We start from the raw sequence: 21,331 nt of genomic DNA on the forward strand, positions 1-21,331 counted from the left end.
CGTGCCGTCTCCGCGCCTGCTCGCCGTGACCGCCCTCGTCGTCCTGGGCGGCCTGGCCGGGGTGATCAGTGCCGGTGGCGACGGCGAGTCCGAGACCCCACCCAGCGCCCAGCAGCCACCCGCGAAGGTCAGCGGGGGCCTGGTCAGCAATCCGGTGCTGGACATCTCGGCCGAGAACCAGCAGGCCGGCGACGACAGTTGGCGGATCGGACCGGCCCGTGACCAGGCGAAAGGTCTGGCCGCCTATGCCGGCACAGATTCGGCCGAGCCCGGCGCGCAGGTTCCGCTCTATCTGCGGGGCCAGGGCACCGTTGAGGCGCGCGCGTTCCGCCTGGGCTGGTACGGCGGCGACGGCGCCCGGCTGGTCTGGGACGGCACCTTCCCGGCCCAGCCGCAGACCGGCCCTCCGGGCGACTGGGTGTCCGGGGCCACGCTCGACACCTCCGGCTGGCCTGAGGGCAGCTACCTGGTCCGGCTCGACCTGGGCAAGGCCAGCCGGTTCGTGCCGCTGACGGTGACGTCCAAGCAGACCTCCGGGCGGGTGGTGGTACTCACCTCCCCGATGACGGCGGCCGCCACCACCAGCAAGGGTTCCGCCGCCCAGGGCCGCGAGGTCAGGCTGGACAAGCCGTTGGCCTCCAGCGCCGGGCCCGCCGCCGCAGCCGGGGTGATCGCGCAGATCGAGAACACCGGCACCGACGTCGTGTACCTAACCGACGCCGATCTGGCGGCTGCGCCGGAACTGCTTGATTCAGCGCGGGCCGTACTGGTGGCGGGCGAAAGCCGTTACTGGACAGCCAAGATGCGCAAGGCAGTACAGGCCTCGGGTGCCGACCTGGCATTCTTCGGCGCCAACACGGCTGGCACCACCGCCACTTTCGACTCTGCCTCCCGCAGCTTCACCGTGCGGGCCTCCGGCAACACCAAGCTCTCCGGCGCCGCGGCCACCTGCGCGGCCAACGGCAGCACCGGGCTCACGGTTTCCGACGCTGCGTGGTGGGGATTCGAGGGCAGCCAGGTCAGCGAGGGCGAGGTGCTGAAGGGCCTAGTCTCCGGCCGACTGGACCAGGCTGCCGCGGGTGCCCAGACCATCGCCTCGACCACCCTGCTCTGCGGCGATACCCAGGCCACCAGCTACCTCGATGCCGAGCCGGCCGTCTTCAACGCCGGTACCGAGGCCTGGGGATGCACGGTGAGCGGCTTCTGCCTGGACGGTCAGGGCCGGCGGGTCAGGGCCGACGCCCGGGCCCAGGAAGTGGCGGCCGCGGTCACCCGCAACATCACCCTGCGCTTCGCCGCCTCCCGCTAAACCCGCTTTCCGCCGCGACAAGCCGGGCGGGCGGCAGGGCAGGCGGCACAGGGCGGTAGGGCTGCAGGGCGGTAGGTGCGGGGTTCGGTGAGGGCGGATCAGGGCTCGCGGCGGATGGTTTGCCAGGCCTTGGGGTCGTCGAGGAGGGGCAGGAGGTCGGGGGTGATCCTGAGGTCGGTGGGGTCGGCGGCGGCGGGCAGGAACACCAGGCGGTCGTGCATGCGCGAGGGCTGGCCCTGCCAGAACTCGATCTCGACCGGACGCACCAGGAAGCCACCCCAGTTCGGCGGCAACGGCACGTCGTCCGGCTGCCCGGTGTCCGGCCAGCGCTCGCTGAATTCCCGCCACCGCTCCACCAAGGCATCCCGGGAGGCGACCACCTGCGACTGATGACTGGCCCAGGCGCCGATCCGGGATCCCCATGGCCGCGAGCGGAAGTACTCGAGGGTCGCGCGCTCGTCCAGCCGCTCGACCACCCCGCGCACCGTGACCTGGCGGTGCAGCGGCATCCAGACCAGGTCCAGGGCGGCGACCGGGTTGGCGGCCAGTTCGGTGGCCTTGCGCGAGCCGTAGTTGGTGAAGAACACGAAGCCCAGGCGCTCGGCGTGCTTCAGCAGCACCGTACGAACCGTGGGCGCACCGAAAGCGTCGACCGTGGCCACGGCCATCGCGTTCGGCTCGCTGACCTCCGGGTGGGCCAGCGCCTCGTCGTACCACTGCCGGAACTGAGCCAGCGGGGAGGCCGCGAGCTCGGTCTCGGCCAGGCCGGGCACCTGGTACGAAAGCCGCTGCGCGCTGAAGGCCGGGTCGACGTGCTCGATGCTCATGGCGTCAGTCTGCTGGCTCGACCCCGCCGCGCGCCGCCGGACCACCCGCCGGAATGTGGCCTTGGTCAACCCGAACCCTCTCCCCTTCGCCCCTTGACGACGCGGACACTTGCGGCCTGACCTGCAGGCACCGACCTAGGGAGTTCCTGATGGGCGAGTTCGTTCCCGGCCTGGAGGGCGTCGTCGCCTTCGAGACCGCCATCGCCGAGCCCGACCGGGACGGCGGAGCGCTGCGGTATCGCGGGGTCGACCTGGTGGACCTGGCCGGGCGGGTGGACTTCGGCAAGGTCTGGGGCCTGCTGGTGGACAACTCGTTCGCCCCCGGCCTGCCTCCGGCCGAGCCCTTCCCGCTGCCGGTGCACACCGGAGACGTCCGGGTCGACGTGCAGAGTGCCCTGGCCCTGCTGGCGCCCCTGTGGGGTTTTCGGCCGTTGCTCGACATCGACGTCGCCCAGGCTCGCGACGACCTGGCCCGGGCCTCGGTGATGGCGCTGTCGTTCGTGGCGCAGTCGGCCCGGGGTCAGAACACGCCGATGGTGCCGCAGAAGCTGGTCGACGAGGGTAAGAGCATCACCGAGCGGTTCATGATCCGGTGGCGGGGCGAGCCGGACCCCCGGCACGTGGAGGCGGTGGACGCGTACTGGGTCTCGGCCGCCGAGCACGGTATGAACGCCTCCACCTTCACCGCGCGGGTGATCGCCTCGACCGGGGCCGACGTGGCCGCGGCGCTCTCCGGGGCGGTCGGCGCGATGTCCGGACCGCTGCACGGTGGGGCGCCGTCGCGGGTGCTGCACATGCTGGAGGGGGTGGAAAAGCGCGGCGACGCTGCCGCCTACGTGAAGGACGTGCTGGACCGGGGTGAGCGGCTGATGGGCTTCGGCCACCGGGTCTACCGGGCCGAGGATCCGCGGGCCCAGGTGCTGCGGGCTACGGCGGAACGCCTGCAGGCGCCCCGGTTCGAGGTGGCCCGGGCGCTGGAGCAGGCGGCGCTGGCCGAACTGCAGGCCCGGCGGCCGGACCGGGTGCTGGCCACCAACGTCGAGTTCTGGGCGGCGGTGATGCTGGACTTCGCCGAGGTCCCGGCCCGAATGTTCACGCCGATGTTCAGCTGCGCCCGAACCGCCGGGTGGTCCGCGCACATCGTCGAGCAGAAGGCCACCGGGCGGCTGATCCGGCCCTCCGCCCGTTATGTCGGCGAGGGTCCGCGGCCGGTGACGGCGGTCCAGGGGTATTGACGGGCACAGCGGCGGCCTGGCCTGCGACACTGGCCCGCGTGAGTACGCCGACCGCCGCCGAGTCCATCGTCATCCCAGCGGATCTGCTGCCCGCCGACGGCCGTTTCGGCTCCGGCCCCAGCAAGATCCGCCCCGAGCAGATCGCCCACCTGGCCTCGATCGAGCGCACGGTGCTGGGCACCTCGCACCGTCAGGCCCCGGTGAAGAATCTGGTCGGCCAGGTCCGCTCCGGCCTGGCCCAGCTGTTCTCGCTCCCCGAGGGCTACGAGGTCGTCCTGGGCAACGGCGGGTCCAACGCGTTCTGGGACATCGCCGCCTTCAACCTGGTCCGCCACCGGGCCCAGCACGTCACCTTCGGCGAGTTCTCGGCCAAGTTCGCCGCGGTCACCGAGAAGGCCCCCTTCCTGGGCGCCGGCACGGTGATCGAGGCGCCGGCCGGTGACCTGGCCCAGCCGCGCGCCGAGGAGGGCATCGATGCCTACGCCTGGCCGCAGAACGAGACGTCTACCGGCGTGATGGCCCCCGTGCTGCGTGTTCCTGGCGCCTCCGACGATTCCCTGATGCTGATCGACGCCACCTCGGCCGCCGGTGGTCTGCCCGTAGACGTGGCCGAGAGCGACGTGTACTACTTCGCCCCGCAGAAGAGCTTCGCCTCCGACGGCGGGTTGTGGTTCGCCTTCCTGTCGCCCGCCGCGCTGGAGCGCAGCTCCCGGATCGCCGCGTCCGGCCGCTACATCCCGGACTTCCTCGACCTCGAGGCGGCAATCGCCAACTCCCGTAAGGACCAGACCGTCAACACCCCGGCGGTAGCCACGCTGGCGCTGATGGGCTCGCAGATCGACTGGATGCTGGACAACGGTGGGCTGGACTGGGTGACCGCCCGCACCGCCGACTCCAGCGAGCGCGTGTACACCTGGGCCGAGAAGATGCCCTACGCAACGCCGTTCGTGGCTACCCCCAGCGCGCGTAGCCAGGTGGTGTGCACGGTCGACTTCGACGGTGTGGATGCGGCCCAGGTGGCCAAGGTGCTGCGGGCCAACGGAATCGTGGACGTAGAGCCGTACCGCAAGCTCGGCCGCAACCAGCTGCGCATCGCGGTCTACCCCGCGGTCGAGCCGGACGACGTCAGCGCCCTGCTGAGCAGCATCGAGTACGTGGTGGAGCAGCTGGGGTAAGGCCCGGTTTCCAGTACCGACAACCACGGACGCCCTCCTCGCCAGTGCGGGAGGGCGTCCGTTGGTTTGTGGTGGATCCAGACCAACGGACGCTCTCCTCACCCGGTGCGGGAGGGCGTCTGTTCGTTCTGAAGGTTGTTCGGCAGGGCGCTGACCATCCGAGACGCCGGTTTGTAACGGCACGTTGACAGAACCTGCCGAAGCCTTGACCACAAACCCGGCCTTTCCTCTATTCTCTAGTGGCGCGATAGAGTTAATGTATGGTTACCGCGGTCCAGTCACAGAGTTGGAGTTCCCCGAGATGAACGTTCTGCGTGGTCGGCGCCCGAGCCGCCGCACCGTCTCCGTGCTCGCCCTACTGAGCGCCTCGGCGGTCGGGCTGAGCGCCTGCGGCTCGAACACCGGCACCAGCTCGAGCTCCGGGGGCGGGGGCGCGGCCGACGAGGTCAACATCGTCGGCTTCTCGGTGATCAAGTCCGCCTACGACGACCTCGGTGAGCAGTTCGCGAAGACTCCGGACGGCGAGGGCGTCACCTTCAAGAGCTCCTACGGGGCCAGCGGCGCCCAGGCCCGGGCCGTGGTCGCCGGGCAGAAGGCCGATCTGGTCGCCTTCTCGCTCGAGCCGGACATGAGCAACGTGGTCGAGGCCGGCAAGGTGGCCGAGGGCTGGAAGGACGCGGGCAGCACCAAGGGGATCGCCTCCAGTTCGGTCGTGGTCATCGTGACCCGCAAGGACAACCCCAAGAAGATCACCGGCTGGGAGGACATCGCCAAGCCGGGCGTCGGCATCGTCACCGCCGACCCGGGCACCTCCGGCGCGGCCAAGTGGAACCTGCTCGGCGCGTACGCCCAGGCGCTCGGCGAGAACAACGACGAGGCGGCCGCCGAGACCTACCTCAAGAGCTTCATCGGCAACGTGGTGAGCTGGAACGACAGCGGCCGCAACGCCACTGACACGTTCATCAAGGGCACCGGCGACGTGCTGATCTCCTACGAGAACGAGGCGATTGCGGCCCGGGCGGCCGGCGAGGAACTGGACTACATCGTCCCCGACTCCACGCTGCTGATCGAGAACCCGGCCGCGGTCACCACCGCCGCCTCCGAGCCGACCGCCAAGTTCCTGGAGTACGTGGAGAGCACCGAGGGGCAGACCGTGCTGGCCAAGCACGGCTACCGGCCGGTGATCGACGGGGTCGAGGCCACCGATGTGGAAGGCGCCAACGACCCGGCCGCACCGTTCCCGACCGTCTCCAAGCTCACCACGATCGACGAACTGGGTGGCTGGTCCGACGTCAACGAGAAGTTCTTCGGCGACGCCGGCATCGTCACCAAGCTTCGGGGCTGACCTGCGATGACCACCACGCGAACCCCGGCCCCGCCCCGGCGGCGACCCCGGCCGGTGTCCTCGGGCCGGCTCACCTCGGCCTCCGGGCTGGGCCTGGGCGTCGGAGTGCTCTGGCTCTCACTGATCGTGCTGCTGCCGATCGCCTCGATCGTGGTGGTCGCCTTCCAGAGCGGTTTCGGCGAGTTCTGGGACTCCATCACGCATCCCGGCGCGCTGGCCGCGATCCGGCTCAGCGTCGGCGCGGCGCTGCTGGTCACCGTGATCAACGCGGTGATGGGCACGCTGGTGGCCTGGGTGCTGGTGCGGGACTCGTTCTGGGGCAAGCGGATCGTCGAGGTGATCATCGACATCCCTTTCGCCCTGCCGACGATCGTGGCCGGCCTGGTGCTGATCTCGCTGTACGGGCCGCAGAGCCCGTTCGGGATCAACCTGGTCGGCACCCGGACCGGCATCTTCGTGGCGCTGCTGTTCGTCACCCTGCCGTTCGTGGTGCGCTCGGTGCAGCCGGTGCTGATCGAGATGGAACGTGACGTGGAGGAGGCGGCGGCCTCGCTCGGGGCCTCCGGCTTCACCATCTTCCGGCGGATCGTCCTGCCCACCCTCGCCCCGGCGATCCTGGCCGGTTCCGCGCTCGCCTTCGCCCGGGCGCTGGGCGAATTCGGTTCGGTGATCCTGATCTCGGCCAACCTGGCAGGCAAGACCGAGGTCTCCAGTGCGTACATCCTCAAGCTGATCGAGCAGAACGACACCACCGGGGCGGCGGCGGTGGCCACCATCCTGCTGCTGGTCGCGGTGATCGTGCTGGTGCTGCTGGACTCACTGCAGAGATTGGCGGCCCGTCGTGACTGATACTTCGGTCAAATTGGAGACGTCCGCGGGCGGCGACGATTCCCGGCCGCCGGTTCTCGTCCGGTCGCCTCGGCGAAAGCCGCCTTCGGGCAGCCCGGTCACCCGGTGGATCCTGCGGATCCTGGCGGTGGGGTACGTGCTGGGTCTGGTCGCCCTGCCGGTGGGCACGGTGATCGAGCACACCTTCGAGAACGGCCTGGAGCCGGTCCTGGAGTCGCTGCGCAATCCCGACCTGCAGTCGGCGGCCCGCCTCGGGGTGTTCGTCGCGGTGATCAGCGTGGTGATCAACACCGTCTTCGGGGTCGGCATCTCGATCCTGATCGTGCGCTACCGGTTCCCCGGCCGGCGCCTGCTGAACGCGATCATCGACCTGCCGGTCTCGATCTCGCCGATCGTGGTCGGTATCGCGCTGATCTTCGTCTACGGCTCCGGCGGCTGGTTCGGCCCGGCCCTGACCAGCATGGGCATCCAGATCATCTTCGCCACCCCGGCGCTGATCCTGGCCACCGTGATCGTCGCCTTGCCGCTGGTGGTGCGCGAGGTGATCCCGGTGCTCGAGGAGGCCGGCACCGAGCAGGACCAGGCCGCACAGTCGCTGGGCGCCAACGCCTTCCAGCGCTTCGTCCGGATCACCCTGCCGACCATCAAGTGGGCCCTGGCCTACGGCGTGGTGCTCAGCCTGGCCCGCTCGCTCGGCGAGTTCGGCGCCGTCCGCGTGGTCAGCGGCAGCGTGGCCGGGGAGTCGCAGACCCTCACGCTCTTCGTCAACGACAGCTACCAGGAGTTCGGGGCGCAGGCCGAGCAGGACGCGTTCACCGCGGCCTTCCTGCTGATGTGTGTCGCGGTCCTCTTCATCGTCATCATCGCCCTGCTGCGGCCGAAGGAGCAGACCAAGTGAGCATCGCGGTTACCGGCATCAACAAGCGCTTCGGCGACTTCGTCGCCCTGTCCGACGTCGACCTCGAGGTCCCGACCGGTCGCCTGACCGCGCTGCTGGGTCCCTCCGGCGGGGGCAAGTCCACCCTGCTGCGGATCATCGCCGGCCTGGAGTTCCCGGACACCGGCACGGTCGAGATCGAGGGTGTGCACGCCACCTGGCTGCCCCCGCAGAAGCGCAGCGTGGGCTTCGTGTTCCAGCACTACGCCGCGTTCAAGCACCTGTCGGTGTACCGGAACGTGGCCTTCGGCCTGGAGATCCGGAAGAAGCCGAAGGCCGAGATCCGCAAGCGGGTGATGGAACTGCTCGAGCTGGTGCACCTGGAGCAGTTCGCCGACCGCCTGCCCTCGCAGCTGTCCGGTGGGCAGCGCCAGCGGATGGCCCTGGCCCGGGCCCTGGCCGTGCAGCCGGAGGTGCTGCTGCTGGACGAGCCGTTCGGGGCGCTGGACGCCCAGGTCCGCAAGGAGCTGCGGGACTGGCTGCGCAACCTGCACGACGAGATGCACGTGACCACCATCTTCGTCACCCACGACCAGGAGGAGGCCCTGGAGGTCTCCGACGAGATCGTGGTGATCAACGGCGGGAAGATCGAGCAGACCGGATCGCCGGACGACCTGTACGACAAGCCGGCCAACGACTTCGTGATGAAGTTCCTCGGCCCGGTCACCACCCTCGACGGCCGGCTGGTCCGGCCGCACGACATCGAGGTGCTGCGCGCGGCCGAGTCCGACGCGGTCGGGGCCACGGTGACCAAGCTGACCCGGGTCGGCTTCGAGGTGCGGGCCGAGCTGCGCACCGCCGGGGGCCGTTCGGGTGAGGTCAGCGAACCCTGGGTGCAGCTCACCCGCAGCCAGGCCGAGGCCCTCGCGCTGGAGCCCGGCCGCGAGGTCTGGCTGCGCACCAGCAGTGCCCCCCAGACCCTCGCCGTTTCCTAGATTCGCAGGCCCGGCAGGCCCCTCGCGGGCGTGTCGGGCTGGGCCGGGCAGCGCGCGGCCCCCGGTATTGGGACAATGGGGCCGTGCAGATCTCCGCCAAGACCGATTACGCCGTCCGGGCGTTGCTGATGCTCGCCTCGAAATCGCCCGAGCTCGTCAAGGTGGACGTGCTGATCGCTCAGCAGGATCTGCCCCGCAAGTTCGTCGAGGCCATCCTCTCCGAGCTGCGTCGGGCCGGCCTGGTCCGCAGCCAGCGCGGCGCCGACGGCGGCTACGCCCTGGCCCGGCCCGCCGACCAGATCACCATCGGCTCGGTGATCCGGGTGGTCGACGGCCCGCTGGCCGAGGTCCGGGGCCTGCGACCGCACGAGACCGCGTACACCGGAGTGGCCGAACACCTGCCCACGGTGTGGGTGGCCATGCGGCACTCGCTCCGGATGGTGCTGGACGAGACCACCCTGCAGGACGTGCTGACGGGTGAACTTCCGGCCGGGGTCCGCGCCATGGCCGAAGCCCCCGACGCCTGGCTCGCCCGCTAAGGCTTCCTCGCCGGGGCGCTACTTGTGCCGCTACAGCTTGAGCGCCTGCCTTTTGCCTGGCTCGAGCACCTCAACAGCCTGGCCGAGCTTCGGCCTCGGGCGGAGCGCCCTCTCCTCTGCCTCGGCTCAGGGGAGCAGTCCGCAATGTGTGCAACTGGCCCACCCGGTACCAGGTGTACACATTTTCGATGGCTGGGGTACTTTCGCCCCAGCCACAGGCCTCGCTCCCAAGAAATCTTTTCACCATATTCCGCCCATCGCCTGGCCCTTACACCCCCATGCCTTGGTCCAGTAGGCATGCTGCCGTTGAGCAGGTCGCCGGCCTGGTCGCCGCCGCAGTAGCTGCAAACCCGCGATAGCTGCGAACCCGCGGTATCCGCCGACATGCAAGCGCGGGTCTGATGGCCGCTGGTGTTGGAGCCGCCGACCCGCAGGCCACGGGTGAAGTGGTCGCCGGTGTCGTGGTCGCCGGTGTCGTGGTCGCCGGTGTCGTGGTCGCCGGTGTCGTGGTCGCCGGTGTCGCGGTCGCCGGTGTCGTGGCGGCTACTTCTGTAGCGCTCCTTCGGGGGTTGGCGGGTTGAGGGGGCGCAGGATGGTTCGGGGTGGTTCCGTCGCGCCGTCTTGGGTGGCTCGGCTTGCGCCGGGGATGGCTGCTACGCCGAGGCCGGCGTGGACGGTGTAGTCGATGGGGACTCGTTCGACGACGCTGGACGGGGGTAGGGCCTGTTTGCTCAGCTGACTGACCTCTTCGGGGATGGGGGCGGTTCGGTAAGCGGCGCCGATCTCCTCGGACAACTGGGCAGCGCGTTCGGGGGTGGTGCCTGGGCGGCGGAACTCCTCGTAGGCGCGGTGGGTTTCCCGGGTGATCTGCCAGGTGGCCGGGGTGTGGAACTGCACCTCGAAGGCGATGCCGGTGGACGGGTCGGCCCAGGTGGTGTTGATGCCGCGGTAGCGCTTGGAATGCCAGGCGTTGTGGACGCTGAGGTTGGCGTAGCCGCGGCTCTCCAGCAGGGCGGCTACCTGGGCGACGCCGGAGACGTAGGAGCGGTCGGCCAGGACCACGGTGTAGCGGACCGCATCTTGTGCGCGGTCGAGCAGGACCGGGAGCGAACTGCCGGTGTTGGCCTGCTGGGTGGCGACCTTGCGCTTCAGCGATTCCCCGTCTTTCAGGCGGTGGGCCAGGCCGGCGAGTTCGGCTCGGGCGGAGCGGGACACCTCGTGCATGGCGGCGGTGAGGGTGGGCTCGCCGGCCGCGGCAAAGGCGGAGAAGTTGTCTACGGCGGCGCTCGCCTGGGGGCTGAGGCCCAGGCCGTCTTCTCCGTGCCAGGCCGGGGTGGGGCCGTCAGCGTCGGGGGTGGTGCTGCGGCCGATCAGGTTGGAGCGGGCGCTGCGGGCGGCCTCGGCGGTGGCCGCGCGGCGGGCGGCCTCTTCGGCCCGGGCGAGCTGGGCGGCCCGGAGGGCCCGCTGGAGCTGGCCGGGCCGGGCGGCGGCGACCTGGCCGGAGGTGAGACCGCCGCCGGCCAGGCCGGGAATCAGGTGACCGGTGGCCCGGGCCGGATTGGTGCGCCAGGTGTCCAAGTCGACCATCGCCTTGGCCGCCTCGTCGGGCTGCTGCACAACGGCTTTCACGCCCTGGACGGACTCGGCGGCGGTACGGGGCGAGGGCAGCAGAACGTAGCCGGAGACCAGGTGGGCGACTGAGTACAGGGCGTCCTGGGTGGTCTCCTGCATGCCGAGCACGACCTCGGCCCGGACCTCCTCGGCGTTGGCCAGCCAGCGCCGCCAGCGGGCGGGCCGTTGCGGCGCCGTGGCGGCGAGCCCGGCCAGGGTGGAAGCGGTGAGCCGGGCGGCCTCGGCCGCCCGCTGCGCAGCATCACGGGCGAGCACCTCAGCGAGGTCGGGTGGGGCCGAAACAGCGCGCTGCAGGCTGACGATCGCCGGCCGCAGCAGATCGGCGTGCCGGGTGTAGGCGTGCGCGGCCTGGCGGCAGGCGGAACCTACCCGGCGCAGCTCGTCCGGCTCGACCGCGAGCAGCTCGCCGAGGGCAGCCGCGGCCGGAGCCCGCAGCACCTGGGGTGTGGGGAAGCCCCGAGCCGCAACGTCCAGCCCGTCGGCGATGACCAGCAGATGCCGGCTCAGCGACTCGGCGGCCCCCGCGGCCGCCGTGAGCCGGGCCAGCTCTCCCGGAGTGATCGGACCGCCCGAAGCGCTCTCGTGGGCGGCGTAGTACGCCCCGCTCACGACAGAAAGCTCCGGGAGGCCAGGGATTCGGCGTTCTCGCAGGTCTTGGCCACCAGGCTGATCTGGTGGGCCAGCCGCTCGGCATCGGTGACCACCTCACCGAGGGCGTACGACCAGCGCTCCAGGAAGGTGTGGGAGGCAGCGACCAGGCCCGGCTCGCCCAGGGCAGCCATGGTGGCGCGGATGGCCGCCGGATTGGCATGCGTGTTGGACGCCTCGGTGGCCGCGGCCTGGATCCGCGCGGCCAGACCGTGCAGCTCGTCGGTGTCGACGTTCAGCAGTGGGCTCATACCGAGGAACCGTAGACCGGACCACCGACAGTCTTGGAAAGTTATCCACAGCCCGGTTTTCCACAGGCGAGGGCACTCAGTACTTGACGTCGTTCAGATGATGGACGGGGTCGTGGAGGAAGTAGCGGGCGAAGCTGTCAACCGTGAACTTGGCCCCGTCGCTACGCCGGCCCGGCCGTTCCCACTCGGCGTCGGTGACGGCGGCGAAGCGGTGGGCGATCGCGTCCCCGGCGGCCAGTAGCTCGCGGGAGACCAGCACCGGGTCCTGCTCCCAGTAGCGGTCCTGCACGGCCGTGTCGTCCTGGTCCCAGTTCGGGAAGAGCGGGTCGTTCTCGGTCAGCATCATCTGCAGCCGCTGGTCGAAGATCTGGAAGACGTCGCGCACGTGGCAGGCGTACTCCAGCGGGGACCAGGTCCCCTCCTGCGGCCGGCGCCGCACATCGGGCGTGACCAGCACCTCCAGCCAGGAGGCAACGTTGGCCCGGATCAACGACGGCAGGCGCCACATCGACACCGACCCGGCCTCGTAACCACACTCCGGGCAGGTGCGATCGAGTACCCACGTCCAGTCCTTGGTGTCCTTCTCGATCGCCATGCGGACCAAGATAGTGCGCCCCTATCGGATGATTCTTCCCCTACGTGCGCTCCGGGTGCAGATATTTGCTCACGCCCCGGCAGAACCTAGGATCACCGGATGATCGTGGAACCGGCCCGCACCGAGGACACCGCGGACATCTCCCGCCTGCTGGCCGCCTACCTGAGCACCACCGAGCAGGAGAAGGCCGAACACGGTCTGGCCACCGGCGGTCCGCTGCCGCAGCGCTACCAGGACGAGATCGATCATCCGCAAGAGCTTCTCGCCCAAACCCTCGTCGCCCGCAAGGCGAGCGGCGAGCGTCCGTCGGGTGTGGTGGTTCTGAAGACCGACGCCGACCAGGTCGAGATCAAGCGACTCTGGGTGGACCCGGCCGAGCGCGGCACCGGCGCCGGCCGGGCCCTGCTCCAGGCGGCTCAGCAGCAGGCCGGCCCGCGCCGGATCGTCCTGACGGTGTGGGACTGGCGGGCCGCCCCGATCGCCCTCTACCGCTCGCTGGGCTTCGTCGAAACTCCGTCCTGGGACGATCGGGAGCGCCTGCTCTGCCTGACCTTTCAGTCGAGCAGATAGTTCCGCAGGGCAGCCGGAACCGCCGTCAGGCTACTGCGGGACGAGCGCAGGGAATCCGCCTCGGCGGAGGACAGCTCGGGCACGGCCAGCAGCAACTCCTCCAGGTGCCCGCCCGGCAGCCGGGACAGGTACTCCAGCGTGCGCAACTCCAGCGCAGCGGGCGTCAGTTCACCGAGCAACCGCACGCGAGACATCCCGCCGTCTGGATACACATCCATCCGGACCTGATCGACCACGTCCCGGGCCACCCGCAGCCGGTGCACCGAATCGGGCCGGACGGGCTGTCGTGGCAGGAGCTCCAGCCAGTCCTGCGAGCCCGGCACCGACCCGAGGAGCCGCAGCTCACCCGGGGCGTTACCGAGGAAATGGCTGGTGTCGATCACGGCCCGGCGCAGGGAGGCCGCCCCGGCCAGGGCGAAGACCACGTAGTCGTTGCCGTCGTCGCGCCGCCGGGCGTTCTCCCAGCCGCCCTCGGTGGTCAGCGGGTTGCCGGGCAGGATCAGCTTGGCGGCCGAGGAGTAGAACATGTCCGAGACGCCGACCACCGCCCCACCGTTCTCCAGCGCGGCCAGATCGATGGTGCCGGTGAGCTGACGCGGATCGGCCACCGGCAGACCCTGCACGCGCAGCCGGGCCACTCCCCCGTCCGGATAGATCGACAACCGCACATGGGTCCAGCGGTGCTCGCTGGTGACCTCGAAGACGTTGGCCGTGTGCCCCTTCAGCTCGACCTTGGGCAGGATCGTGGTCCAGGCGCTCTCGGGCAGGTCCTGCGCCACCGGATGCCCCTCGGAGGCGGTGGCCTCGATCGAGGCGAAAGGCGGGTAGTTGCCCTTGAAGTGCGCGGTGTCAATGACCACGGACTGCACCACGCCGGGCAGGCCGAGCCGGACGATCGCGTAATCGTGCCCGGCATCGCGGCGCCGGCGGGTCTCCCAGCCGTCGTAGATCTTTCCGTCCGGGCCGAAGGTGTGCACTTCGTGGGCCGAGGGCTCGGGGCGGATCAGATTGCGGCGGTCGGCGAACAACTGGTCGTTGGCGTAGACCACGCGTCCACCCACGGCGCTACTGGCAAGATCCGTCAGCAACTGCTTTTCGGCCATGCAACTACTTCCTTTCCAACTGGGGACGAGCGGCGCACCAATGCGGGCCCGGCCAGAACCGGCGGGGCACCGATGCGTTCAGAGCAACGGACGATCGGGGCACCGCAGCCACGGATCTCAGACATCCCCGCGGCGCAGGAGCCGTCCTCGGGGTGGCGCATCCAGATCCAGAGGCTCACCCGCGAGCCAGGTTTCCCGAACCACTCCGGCCAGCGCCATCCCGTCGTAAGGGGTGATCGGGTGCCGGTGCTCGAGGTCGGAGGCGGCCACCACCGCGGCCTCGTCCGGCGCGAAGACGCACAGATCGGCGTCGTAGCCCAGCGCGATCCGGCCCTTGCGGCTGAGCCCGGCCAGGTTGGCGGTGCGCGCGGACATCCACTCGGACACGTCGGTCAGCGAGAAACCGTGCGTGCGGGCCTGGCTCCAGACCGCCCGCAGCCCGAGCTGGACCGACGAGATCCCGCCCCAGGCAACGCCGAAGTCCCCGATGTCGAACCGCTTCAGCTCGGGCGTGCACGGCGAATGGTCGGTGACCACGCAGTCGATCACGCCCTCGCGCAGGCCTTCCCAGAGCAGCTCACGGTTGGCGCTCTCGCGGATCGGCGGGCAGCACTTGAACTGGGTGGCCCCGTCGGGAATCGCCTCGGAGGTGAAACTCAGGTAGTGCGGGCAGGTCTCGACCGTGACCAGCACCCCGTCGCGTTTGGCCGAGGCCAGCATGGGCAGGGCGTCCGAGCTGGACAGGTGCAGGATGTGCACGCGGGCCCGGGTGTAGCGGGCGGCCTCGATCACCTCGGCGATCGCCATGTTCTCGGCCCCGCGCGGCCGGGAGGCCAGGAACCGCCGGTACCGCTCGCCCTCCGGCGCCGGAGCCCGGTCGATCGACTGCGAGTTCTCCGCGTGCACGATCATCAGGGCACCGAAATCCTGCAGCACGCCCAGGTACTGCTCCAGCTCGGCCGAGGCCAGCGGCTGGAACTCGTCCACCCCGGAATGCAGCAGGAAGCACTTGAACCCGAACACCCCGGCGTCGTGCAGCGGCCGCAGCTCCTCCAGGTTGCCGGGCACCGCCCCGCCCCAGAACCCGGTGTCCACGTAGACCGCGCCCGAGGCCGCCTTCCGCTTGATCTCCAGCCCCTCGACCGTGGTGGTGGGCGGGATGGAGTTCAGCGGCATGTCGATCAGCGTGGTCACACCGCCGGCCGCGGCCGCGCGGGTGGCCGAGGCGAAGCCTTCCCATTCGGTGCGCCCCGGCTCGTTGATGTGCACGTGGGTGTCCACCAGGCCGGGCATAAGCACCACGTCCTCGCCGAGCTCGATCACCCGCCCGGCCTCCAGCCCGGCGTCCAGCGGCTCGATCGCCACGATCCGGCCGTCCCGGATCCCGATCGAGCGCGCCGACTCCCCCACCGTGGTGATCACCCGAGGCGCCCGGAAAACCGTGTCCAGCATGCTCTTGCACCCCAATCAACAATCAGCGACGAGCCAGCACCAGCAATCCGGCCCGGTCCAGCCCGCAGGCCGCGAACACCTCTTCGTCGGAACAGGCACCACAGTCCACCGCCCGCAGCACGGCGTTGGCCAGGGCCTGCGCGGTGGCCGGTTCGTCCATCACCCCGGAAGCCGCCTTGGCGTTGTAGGCCTTCAGCCGTGCCGCGCTGGGCCCGAGCTGGGCCCGGTAGAACTGGTAGGTGGCGGCGTACCGGCTGACCAGATGGCCCGGATGCAGGTCCCAGCCCTGGTACAGCGCTCGCTCCAGCGCCCGGGAAACCAGCCGGGCGTGCAGCCGCCAGGCATCGGCCACGTCAGAACCGAAGGGGATGACGTTGGTGGAACCGTCGCTGACCCGGACTCCGGTCTGCGCGGCGGCCAGTTGCATCACGGCCTTGGCGTGATCGGCCAGCGGATGCTCCAGCGACTGATAGCCCGCGACCACTCCGGCAGCTGCACTGAAATCGTAAGTACCGTAGTGCAGTCCCTCGATCCGGCCCCGGCCCGCGTGCACCAGCTGAGCCACCACCGCTGCGCCCTGGGGACCGTAAACCGCCTGCGGTACCTCGATCTGAAGCTCCAGCCGCAGCGCCCCCGACGCCAGGCCGAGCTCCGCTTCCAGATGCTGCAGCACCCGCACCCCGGTCTGAACCTCGGCCACGTGAGCCACCTTCGGCAGGGTGACCACGAACCGTTCCGGCAGCCCGCCGTGTTCGACCGCCGAGGACAGCAGGAGCCCAAGGGTGTTCAGCCCTCGCCATCGAGTGGCCGCCTGCAGCCCCTTGATCCGGGTACCCGCCAGCAGCGGCGCATCCGGACGGCGGGCCAGCTCAGCCAGCGCGGCCCCGGCCGCCTTGGCGGTTTCGTCCTCCTCCGGATCCGGACGCAAGCCGTACCCGTCCTCGAAGTCGATCCGCACGTCCTCAAGCGGCTGGGAGGCGAGTTTCGTTGCCAACCGCGGGTAGACGTCCACAATATGGTCTGGAGCCAGCCCGGCCGCCGAAGCCAGCGCAGCCGGAGTGGGTGCGTGTTCCGCGAGCAACGCGAGGGCCTGTTCACCCCACTGCGTGCAGGTGGCCGCGCTGAACTGGTCGGCCGGCACGTAGACCGTGTGCACCGGCTGACGAGATCCGGCCTCGCCCGGGTACCACTGCGCCTGCGCATCGGCAGGCGCCATCCGCGCGTCGACATCCGATCGGAAAGCTTCGTCGAACATCTTCGCCCCCTTAGATGAAGCCCGGCACGAACTCCCAGGCGAGCCCGGCGTCCGGTGCTTCTTCGCGCAGCACCTGCCCCTCGATCAGACCGTAGGGCCGATCACCGGCGATGAACACCTCGTTCGGATTGTCCAGGTCGAAAGGTGTGAGATCGGCCAGATAATGGTGCTTGTTCGGCATGGACAGGCGGATCTCGGCCACCTCGGCGAACTTCTCCAGCACGGCCTGGCCCATCGCGTACAGGGTCTGCTGCAGGGCGAGACTGTGCACCGACGCGAAGGTTTCCAGAAGCAGCGTGCGCACTTCCGGATAGACAGCGTCAAAGTCCAGGTCGGCAGACGCATATCGCCAACGCGCGGTGACCGAGGTGGCCAGGATCCGGTCGGTGGTCTCCGGCAGTGTGGTGTACTCGTCGCGCGGAAACCCGTGGAACTCCGAGCCGGTCGACTTCAGCACCACTAGATCGGTCAGCCCGGAGACCACCCAGGCCTGGTCACCGTCCACCGTGACCGTGGTGGTCCGCCGCTCACCGCCGGGCCGGGCGAACGCGTGATCGTGCTCCTGCCCGCCCACTTCGATCCGCTGCCAGGGCAATTGGTCGATCTCGATCTGGGCACCCTGCACCGGCGGCTGCGACTGCACGAAATGCCGGGCCAGGCGCAGCCCGAAGTCCTCCGGCGAGCCCACCCCGTACTTCCGGGCGAACGCGTACACCGTGTTCTTCTGGGTGTCGGTGGCCAGCACCGAGGCGTTGTCGCCGGCGAGGTAGGTGGCCTCGAAACGCCCGCGCAGGTGGGTACTGACGTTCAGATCGGTCAGGACGTGGCGCGGCGACGAGCGGTCCACGTGCACCAGCCGGACCTCGGCCTTGCCGTACTGATTGGCGCCCAGAACGATACCCATGCGGTGCGTCAGCTCCCTCGGTAGGTCGAGTACGCGTAGGCCGAGAGCAGGAGCGGGACGTGAAAGTGCCCGTCCCCCTCGGCGATCGTGAAGGCGATCGACACCTGCGGGTAGAAGCACTCCCGGCCCTGCTGCTCGAACCATTCTCCGGTTCCGAACGTCAGGCGGAAGATGCCAGGCATGACGATCACGTCACTACCCCAGTCGCGGACCCGCCCGTCGGCATCGGTGACGGCGCTCGCCAGCCAGCCGTTGGGCCCTTCCAGGACCACGGCGACCCCGACCGCCGGACGCCCGGTGCCCGAGTCGAGCACATGGGTCGAGAGGGTGGCCATCAGGAAACCTTTCCCGGCGAAAGCTCTTCCAGCCAGCCGGTGAGCCGCAGCTGGGCGATCTGGGCCAGTTGCTCGCGCACCACCTCGGCCTCGGTCTGCGGGTCGTTGACCAGCCGTTCGTCCAGCGCGGCAAGGATCTCCGGCCCGCTGCGACCGGCCGCGCGGATCAGGAAGACCTGGTCGAACTTCTTTTCGTAGGCCAGGTTTCCGGCGTGTAACGCGGCGGTAAGTTCTGCGTCCGCGGAGTCCACCCCGGCCTGTTCGGAGCGGGAGTGCGCGGCCTCCCGCCCGTTTCCGCCCGCCCGTTCACCGATCCGCGGATGCTTGCTCAGCGCCAGCCGCAAATCGTCCTCGCCGAGCACCAGACCGAAGCGGTAGGCCGTGGCGAGCAGGCTCTCAGCATCCGGATAGGGCCGTCCGGCCAGCACCGCGGTGGCCCAGCCGGGAGCGTTCATGCAGGTCAGCAGGCGTTGCAGGGCAGGTTCGGCGGGCAGGGCGTTGAACTGGGCGACACCGTTGGCAGAGGGCACCGGTCTCCTCGGTTGTCTCGGCTGCGCTCACACCCTACTCAACCTCAGCGGCGGCGTCTGCGGCGAGAACGATTCGGGCGCAACATGATCGCGGCGGCAATCAGGACGATGAGGGCAACCACGGCGGCGCCGGAGCCGACGATGAGCTGCAGTCGGGTGTCGCTGCCGGCCAGTTCCCTCAGTTGCTCGGCGGCCTTGCTGCTTACGGACGTCGGGGTCGGCGAAGCGCTGGACGGTTCGGCTTCCTCGGTGGCCACCTCGGGGATGCGCACCCGCAGGATCGGCGAGTTCTCACCTTCCGAGCCGATCAGGGCATAGGCGCCGTCGTCCACCACCGCGAGCGATTCGCCCTGCTCCTGCTTGGGCAGGGACTTGGAGGCCAGAGTTTCCAGGCGTTCGTTCTCGACCGTGCTGGGGGCCGCGATCACCGAGAGGTTGCCGTAGCCGCGCAGGAGAAGATTGCCGTCGGGCAGGAAGGCGCCGTCGGTGACCATGGGGGCGCGCATGGTGGCCACCTTGGTCATCTCGGTGACCTTGGACTCGCCGGTTGCCTGGTTGCCGGGCCAGACCTTTTTGGGGACGGAGTACAACTCGGACCCGAACAGCGTCTTCGAGACCACGTACAGCTGGCCGCTCTTAGGGTCGGCCAGCAGGGCCTCGGCGTCGCGCGGGCCGTCGGGGTAGGTCAGATTCAGCACCCGGACCGGCTCGACGGTGACGTCGGCCAGATTCTGCGGCTCCCGGATGATCGCGATCCGCACCGACGGATGCACCGCCAGGTTGTCGCCGATGTCGCCCACCGCGATCAGTGCTTCCCCCGGCGCCGGGCTGTTCTTCGGACCCCGCAGGCTGGTGATCGCCTCCCAGTCCCGGGACTGTTCCCCCGAGATGACGACGGTTGCCGCGGTCGACCCGTTCTTCGCTATCCCGTAGATCTGCGCGCTGTGTCCGGAGTCGTTGTGGGTCCAGAGCACGTTCTTGTGCAGCAGGCTGGGCGCCAGGCCGGAACTCTCGGTGATCCGCGAATCCTTGATCACCCGGTCCTGCTTGGTCTTCGCCTGTGCCGGCCCCCCGGTCAGCAGCACCAGGACAAGCGCCAGCAGCACGGCCGCCGACCTCATGCTCACGCCAGGACTGCTTCCACCTCGGGGGCCAGTCGATCTGCCAGGGCGGGCTTCACCTGCCAGGAGGCAACCATTTCGGTGTACTCGGCCACCCGCCGCGCAGTGGGGGCCGTGCCGGTGTGGACGGCGCGGATCAGGGCGTTGCGGGGGGTGTGCTTGGAGTCGATGAACTCGACCACCTCGACCCGGTAGCCGAGCAGGCGCAGCAGGTCGGCGCGGATGCTGTCGGTGAGCACGTCGGCGAAACGCTCGCGCAGAATGGCGTGCCTGGTCAGCCCGGCGAACGGAATGCCGTCGGCCGCCTGCAACTGCCGCTGTACGTCGTTGTGACAGCAGGGGGCAGCCAGCACCCCCTTTGCCCGCCAGCGGACTGCCAAGGCGAGCGAATCGTCCGTTGCTGTGTCGCAGGCGTGCAGGGCAAGCACGATGTCTACCCCGGTGAATTCCGGATCCACGGCGGCCTCTTCGATCGACGCCGCCTTGAACCGCAGCCCCTCAAGCCCGGCCTCCGCGGCCACCCGGGCGTTGCGCTCGGCCATCTCGGGCCGGATGTCTACCCCCAGCGTCTGCACGTCCGGGTCGATCTCGGCGGACAGGTACCGATGCGCGGCCATGGTCAGATAGGCATTGCCGCACCCCAGGTCGACCACCCGCAGCGGCCGGCCCTCGGGCTTCACCTTGCGGGCGATCGGGGCCAACTGCCGCAGAAACGCATCCACCTGCCGCCGCTTCGCCCCGTCCGCCCCGAGCACGCGGAACAACGGGTCGGCCGGATCGATCAGGTGGTTCTTGGCCTTGTCGTGGCCGGCGTCCACCGCCTCCACGCTCTGCTGCGACGTGTGCACCTGGGCCTCCCCCCGCTTGGTCACCCGCAGCTGCACCACCTGGTCCCGGGTCTCCACGTGCCAGTTGCCGAACGGCTGGCCCAGCAACGCGTCCACCGCCGCCCCAGCCTCCTGGGGGGCATAGTTCCGGGTGACCGGGATCCGCCCGTCCGTCGCCGTGACCTGCAACTGCCGCCCGGACCGCAGCTCCACCGGCCGCAGCTCGGCCCGCGCCGGATCCGGATGCTCACTACGCCGATGCCCCGACGCCACCGCCCGCACCAGCCCCTCGGTGTCCAGGAGCAGCGGGCGCAAGCGGTCAAGGGCAGGGGTGAGCGGTTCCGGCACCTGCCGATTGTCGCAGGGCGCGCTGCGGTTCTTTCCTCGCACCGGGCACCTACATTCTCGCCGCCGCCCTCACCGCGAAGAGCAACGTGCCGGAGGTCAGGGCCGCAATGCAGGTGCTCCTGCTGAAGGGCCAGCGCAAGCTCCACTGGCGCGACGAACAGGACAAGCGACGGCTGATGATCAGCGAGACCGTGGCCGCTCTCCCGATCGAGGCGCTGGTGGTGGTCCGGCACAGCGACCCCGGTGAATCGATGGAACGCCGGCGGCGAAAGTGCATGGAGCACCTGTTGCAGGAACTCGACGGCTGCGACGAGTTGATTCTGGAGTCACGAGGCCCAGCCGACGACCGGCGGGACCGGACCCACCTCGATGCCCTGCGCCGTTCGCATGCCGTGGCATGCAGTGACTCTTCGCGAAGTGGGTTGACCTGCGCAAACGTCGCGAGCTCCAGGCCCTGTCGTCCGGCAGGAAATCCTGGAGCTCACTTCCAGATCTCACCGCAATGGATCTGGCTCTACCCCGCAGCCTAGCGCACGGCGCAGGCCACAGTCAGGCTCACTAAGGTGGCCGGGTGTCTGAGAACCAGGCCGGATCACCCTGGTGGTTGCG

The 21,331-nt window shown here is 69.8% G+C and carries 23 protein-coding genes; 11 read left to right on the plus strand and 12 right to left on the minus strand.

Annotated features, from left to right (window positions below; all coding sequences use genetic code 11):
• Nucleotide 1: 1 nt before the first annotated feature.
• Nucleotides 2-1,309: a N,N-dimethylformamidase beta subunit family domain-containing protein gene (locus LR394_RS16730; RefSeq protein WP_231442899.1), complete on the plus strand. Its 1,308-nt coding sequence runs from the start codon at nt 2-4 to the stop codon at nt 1,307-1,309.
• 98 nt (nt 1,310-1,407) lie between these two features.
• On the opposite strand, the gene pdxH is transcribed toward LR394_RS16730, so the two are convergent.
• The gene (gene pdxH / locus LR394_RS16735; protein WP_231442902.1) at nt 1,408-2,136 is read right to left on the minus strand and encodes a pyridoxamine 5'-phosphate oxidase; all 729 of its coding nucleotides are present in this window, start codon (nt 2,134-2,136) and stop codon (nt 1,408-1,410) included.
• Nucleotides 2,137-2,285: 149 nt separating this feature from the next.
• Here pdxH and LR394_RS16740 point away from each other — a divergent pair, with 149 nt between their 5' ends.
• The 8 genes from LR394_RS16740 (at nt 2,286) to LR394_RS16775 (ending at nt 9,732) form a co-directional block, all read left to right on the plus strand.
• On the plus strand, nt 2,286-3,371 hold the full coding sequence (locus LR394_RS16740) for a citrate synthase 2 (RefSeq protein ID WP_231442905.1): 1,086 nt from the start codon (nt 2,286-2,288) through the stop codon (nt 3,369-3,371).
• A gap of 38 nt (nt 3,372-3,409) precedes the next feature.
• Nucleotides 3,410-4,546, plus strand: a complete 1,137-nt coding sequence (gene serC, locus LR394_RS16745; protein ID WP_231442906.1) for a phosphoserine transaminase — start codon at nt 3,410-3,412, stop codon at nt 4,544-4,546.
• Nucleotides 4,547-4,847: 301 nt separating this feature from the next.
• On the plus strand, nt 4,848-5,891 hold the full coding sequence (locus tag LR394_RS16750) for a sulfate ABC transporter substrate-binding protein (protein ID WP_231442908.1): 1,044 nt from the start codon (nt 4,848-4,850) through the stop codon (nt 5,889-5,891).
• A 6-nt stretch (nt 5,892-5,897) separates the two neighbouring features.
• Nucleotides 5,898-6,740 (plus strand): sulfate ABC transporter permease subunit CysT, encoded by an 843-nt coding sequence (gene cysT / locus LR394_RS16755; RefSeq protein WP_231442909.1) that lies wholly within the window; start codon nt 5,898-5,900, stop codon nt 6,738-6,740.
• Nucleotides 6,733-7,638, plus strand: a complete 906-nt coding sequence (locus tag LR394_RS16760) for a sulfate ABC transporter permease (RefSeq protein WP_231442910.1) — start codon at nt 6,733-6,735, stop codon at nt 7,636-7,638. Before cysT ends, LR394_RS16760 begins: the two co-directional genes overlap by 8 nt.
• Complete coding sequence (locus LR394_RS16765) at nt 7,635-8,612, plus strand: sulfate/molybdate ABC transporter ATP-binding protein (protein ID WP_231442911.1); 978 nt, start codon at nt 7,635-7,637, stop codon at nt 8,610-8,612. Before LR394_RS16760 ends, LR394_RS16765 begins: the two co-directional genes overlap by 4 nt.
• A gap of 83 nt (nt 8,613-8,695) precedes the next feature.
• Complete coding sequence (locus LR394_RS16770) at nt 8,696-9,151, plus strand: RrF2 family transcriptional regulator (protein WP_052527132.1); 456 nt, start codon at nt 8,696-8,698, stop codon at nt 9,149-9,151.
• A gap of 401 nt (nt 9,152-9,552) precedes the next feature.
• Nucleotides 9,553-9,732 (plus strand): hypothetical protein, encoded by a 180-nt coding sequence (locus tag LR394_RS16775; RefSeq protein WP_231442912.1) that lies wholly within the window; start codon nt 9,553-9,555, stop codon nt 9,730-9,732.
• On the opposite strand, the gene LR394_RS16780 is transcribed toward LR394_RS16775, so the two are convergent.
• The 3 genes from LR394_RS16780 to LR394_RS16790 form a co-directional block, all read right to left on the minus strand.
• Complete coding sequence (locus LR394_RS16780) at nt 9,695-11,392, minus strand: hypothetical protein (protein ID WP_231442913.1); 1,698 nt, start codon at nt 11,390-11,392, stop codon at nt 9,695-9,697. The two genes, LR394_RS16775 and LR394_RS16780, sit on opposite strands and share 38 nt — an antisense overlap.
• Nucleotides 11,389-11,682, minus strand: coding sequence for a hypothetical protein (locus LR394_RS16785; RefSeq protein ID WP_231442914.1), 294 nt, complete (start codon nt 11,680-11,682; stop codon nt 11,389-11,391). Before LR394_RS16785 ends, LR394_RS16780 begins: the two co-directional genes overlap by 4 nt.
• Before the next feature lie 76 nt (nt 11,683-11,758).
• Nucleotides 11,759-12,277 carry a DinB family protein gene (locus LR394_RS16790; RefSeq protein WP_231442916.1) on the minus strand — a complete coding sequence of 173 codons (519 nt, stop codon included), beginning with the start codon at nt 12,275-12,277 and terminating at the stop codon, nt 11,759-11,761.
• Between the two features lie 99 nt (nt 12,278-12,376).
• Here LR394_RS16790 and LR394_RS16795 point away from each other — a divergent pair, with 99 nt between their 5' ends.
• Nucleotides 12,377-12,847, plus strand: coding sequence for a GNAT family N-acetyltransferase (locus LR394_RS16795; protein ID WP_231442918.1), 471 nt, complete (start codon nt 12,377-12,379; stop codon nt 12,845-12,847).
• Here the strand turns inward: LR394_RS16795 and alc are convergent.
• The 8 genes from alc to LR394_RS16835 form a co-directional block, all read right to left on the minus strand.
• Nucleotides 12,832-13,950 carry an allantoicase gene (alc, locus tag LR394_RS16800; protein WP_231442920.1) on the minus strand — a complete coding sequence of 373 codons (1,119 nt, stop codon included), beginning with the start codon at nt 13,948-13,950 and terminating at the stop codon, nt 12,832-12,834. The two genes, LR394_RS16795 and alc, sit on opposite strands and share 16 nt — an antisense overlap.
• A gap of 117 nt (nt 13,951-14,067) precedes the next feature.
• Nucleotides 14,068-15,399, minus strand: coding sequence for an allantoinase AllB (allB, locus tag LR394_RS16805; protein WP_407937066.1), 1,332 nt, complete (start codon nt 15,397-15,399; stop codon nt 14,068-14,070).
• Nucleotides 15,400-15,424: 25 nt separating this feature from the next.
• Entirely contained in the window at nt 15,425-16,657 is a 1,233-nt protein-coding gene (locus LR394_RS16810) for a DUF6986 family protein (protein WP_231442925.1), read from the minus strand.
• A 10-nt stretch (nt 16,658-16,667) separates the two neighbouring features.
• A complete protein-coding gene (gene pucL / locus LR394_RS16815; protein ID WP_231442927.1) occupies nt 16,668-17,561 on the minus strand; it encodes a factor-independent urate hydroxylase in 894 nt (297 codons plus the stop codon).
• Between the two features lie 8 nt (nt 17,562-17,569).
• The gene (uraH, locus tag LR394_RS16820) at nt 17,570-17,896 is read right to left on the minus strand and encodes a hydroxyisourate hydrolase (RefSeq protein ID WP_231442929.1); all 327 of its coding nucleotides are present in this window, start codon (nt 17,894-17,896) and stop codon (nt 17,570-17,572) included.
• Nucleotides 17,896-18,426, minus strand: coding sequence for a 2-oxo-4-hydroxy-4-carboxy-5-ureidoimidazoline decarboxylase (uraD, locus tag LR394_RS16825; RefSeq protein ID WP_231442932.1), 531 nt, complete (start codon nt 18,424-18,426; stop codon nt 17,896-17,898). Before uraD ends, uraH begins: the two co-directional genes overlap by 1 nt.
• A 44-nt stretch (nt 18,427-18,470) precedes the next feature.
• On the minus strand, nt 18,471-19,553 hold the full coding sequence (locus tag LR394_RS16830) for a hypothetical protein (protein ID WP_231442934.1): 1,083 nt from the start codon (nt 19,551-19,553) through the stop codon (nt 18,471-18,473).
• The gene (locus tag LR394_RS16835) at nt 19,550-20,722 is read right to left on the minus strand and encodes a class I SAM-dependent methyltransferase (RefSeq protein ID WP_231442936.1); all 1,173 of its coding nucleotides are present in this window, start codon (nt 20,720-20,722) and stop codon (nt 19,550-19,552) included. Before LR394_RS16835 ends, LR394_RS16830 begins: the two co-directional genes overlap by 4 nt.
• An 86-nt stretch (nt 20,723-20,808) precedes the next feature.
• On the opposite strand from LR394_RS16835, the gene LR394_RS16840 reads away from it, so the two are divergent.
• On the plus strand, nt 20,809-21,252 hold the full coding sequence (locus LR394_RS16840; RefSeq protein ID WP_231442938.1) for a hypothetical protein: 444 nt from the start codon (nt 20,809-20,811) through the stop codon (nt 21,250-21,252).
• Nucleotides 21,253-21,331: the final 79 nt, after the last annotated feature.

This window comes from Kineosporia babensis (assembly GCF_021129305.1).
GTDB classification, from domain to species: domain Bacteria; phylum Actinomycetota; class Actinomycetes; order Actinomycetales; family Kineosporiaceae; genus Kineosporia; species Kineosporia babensis.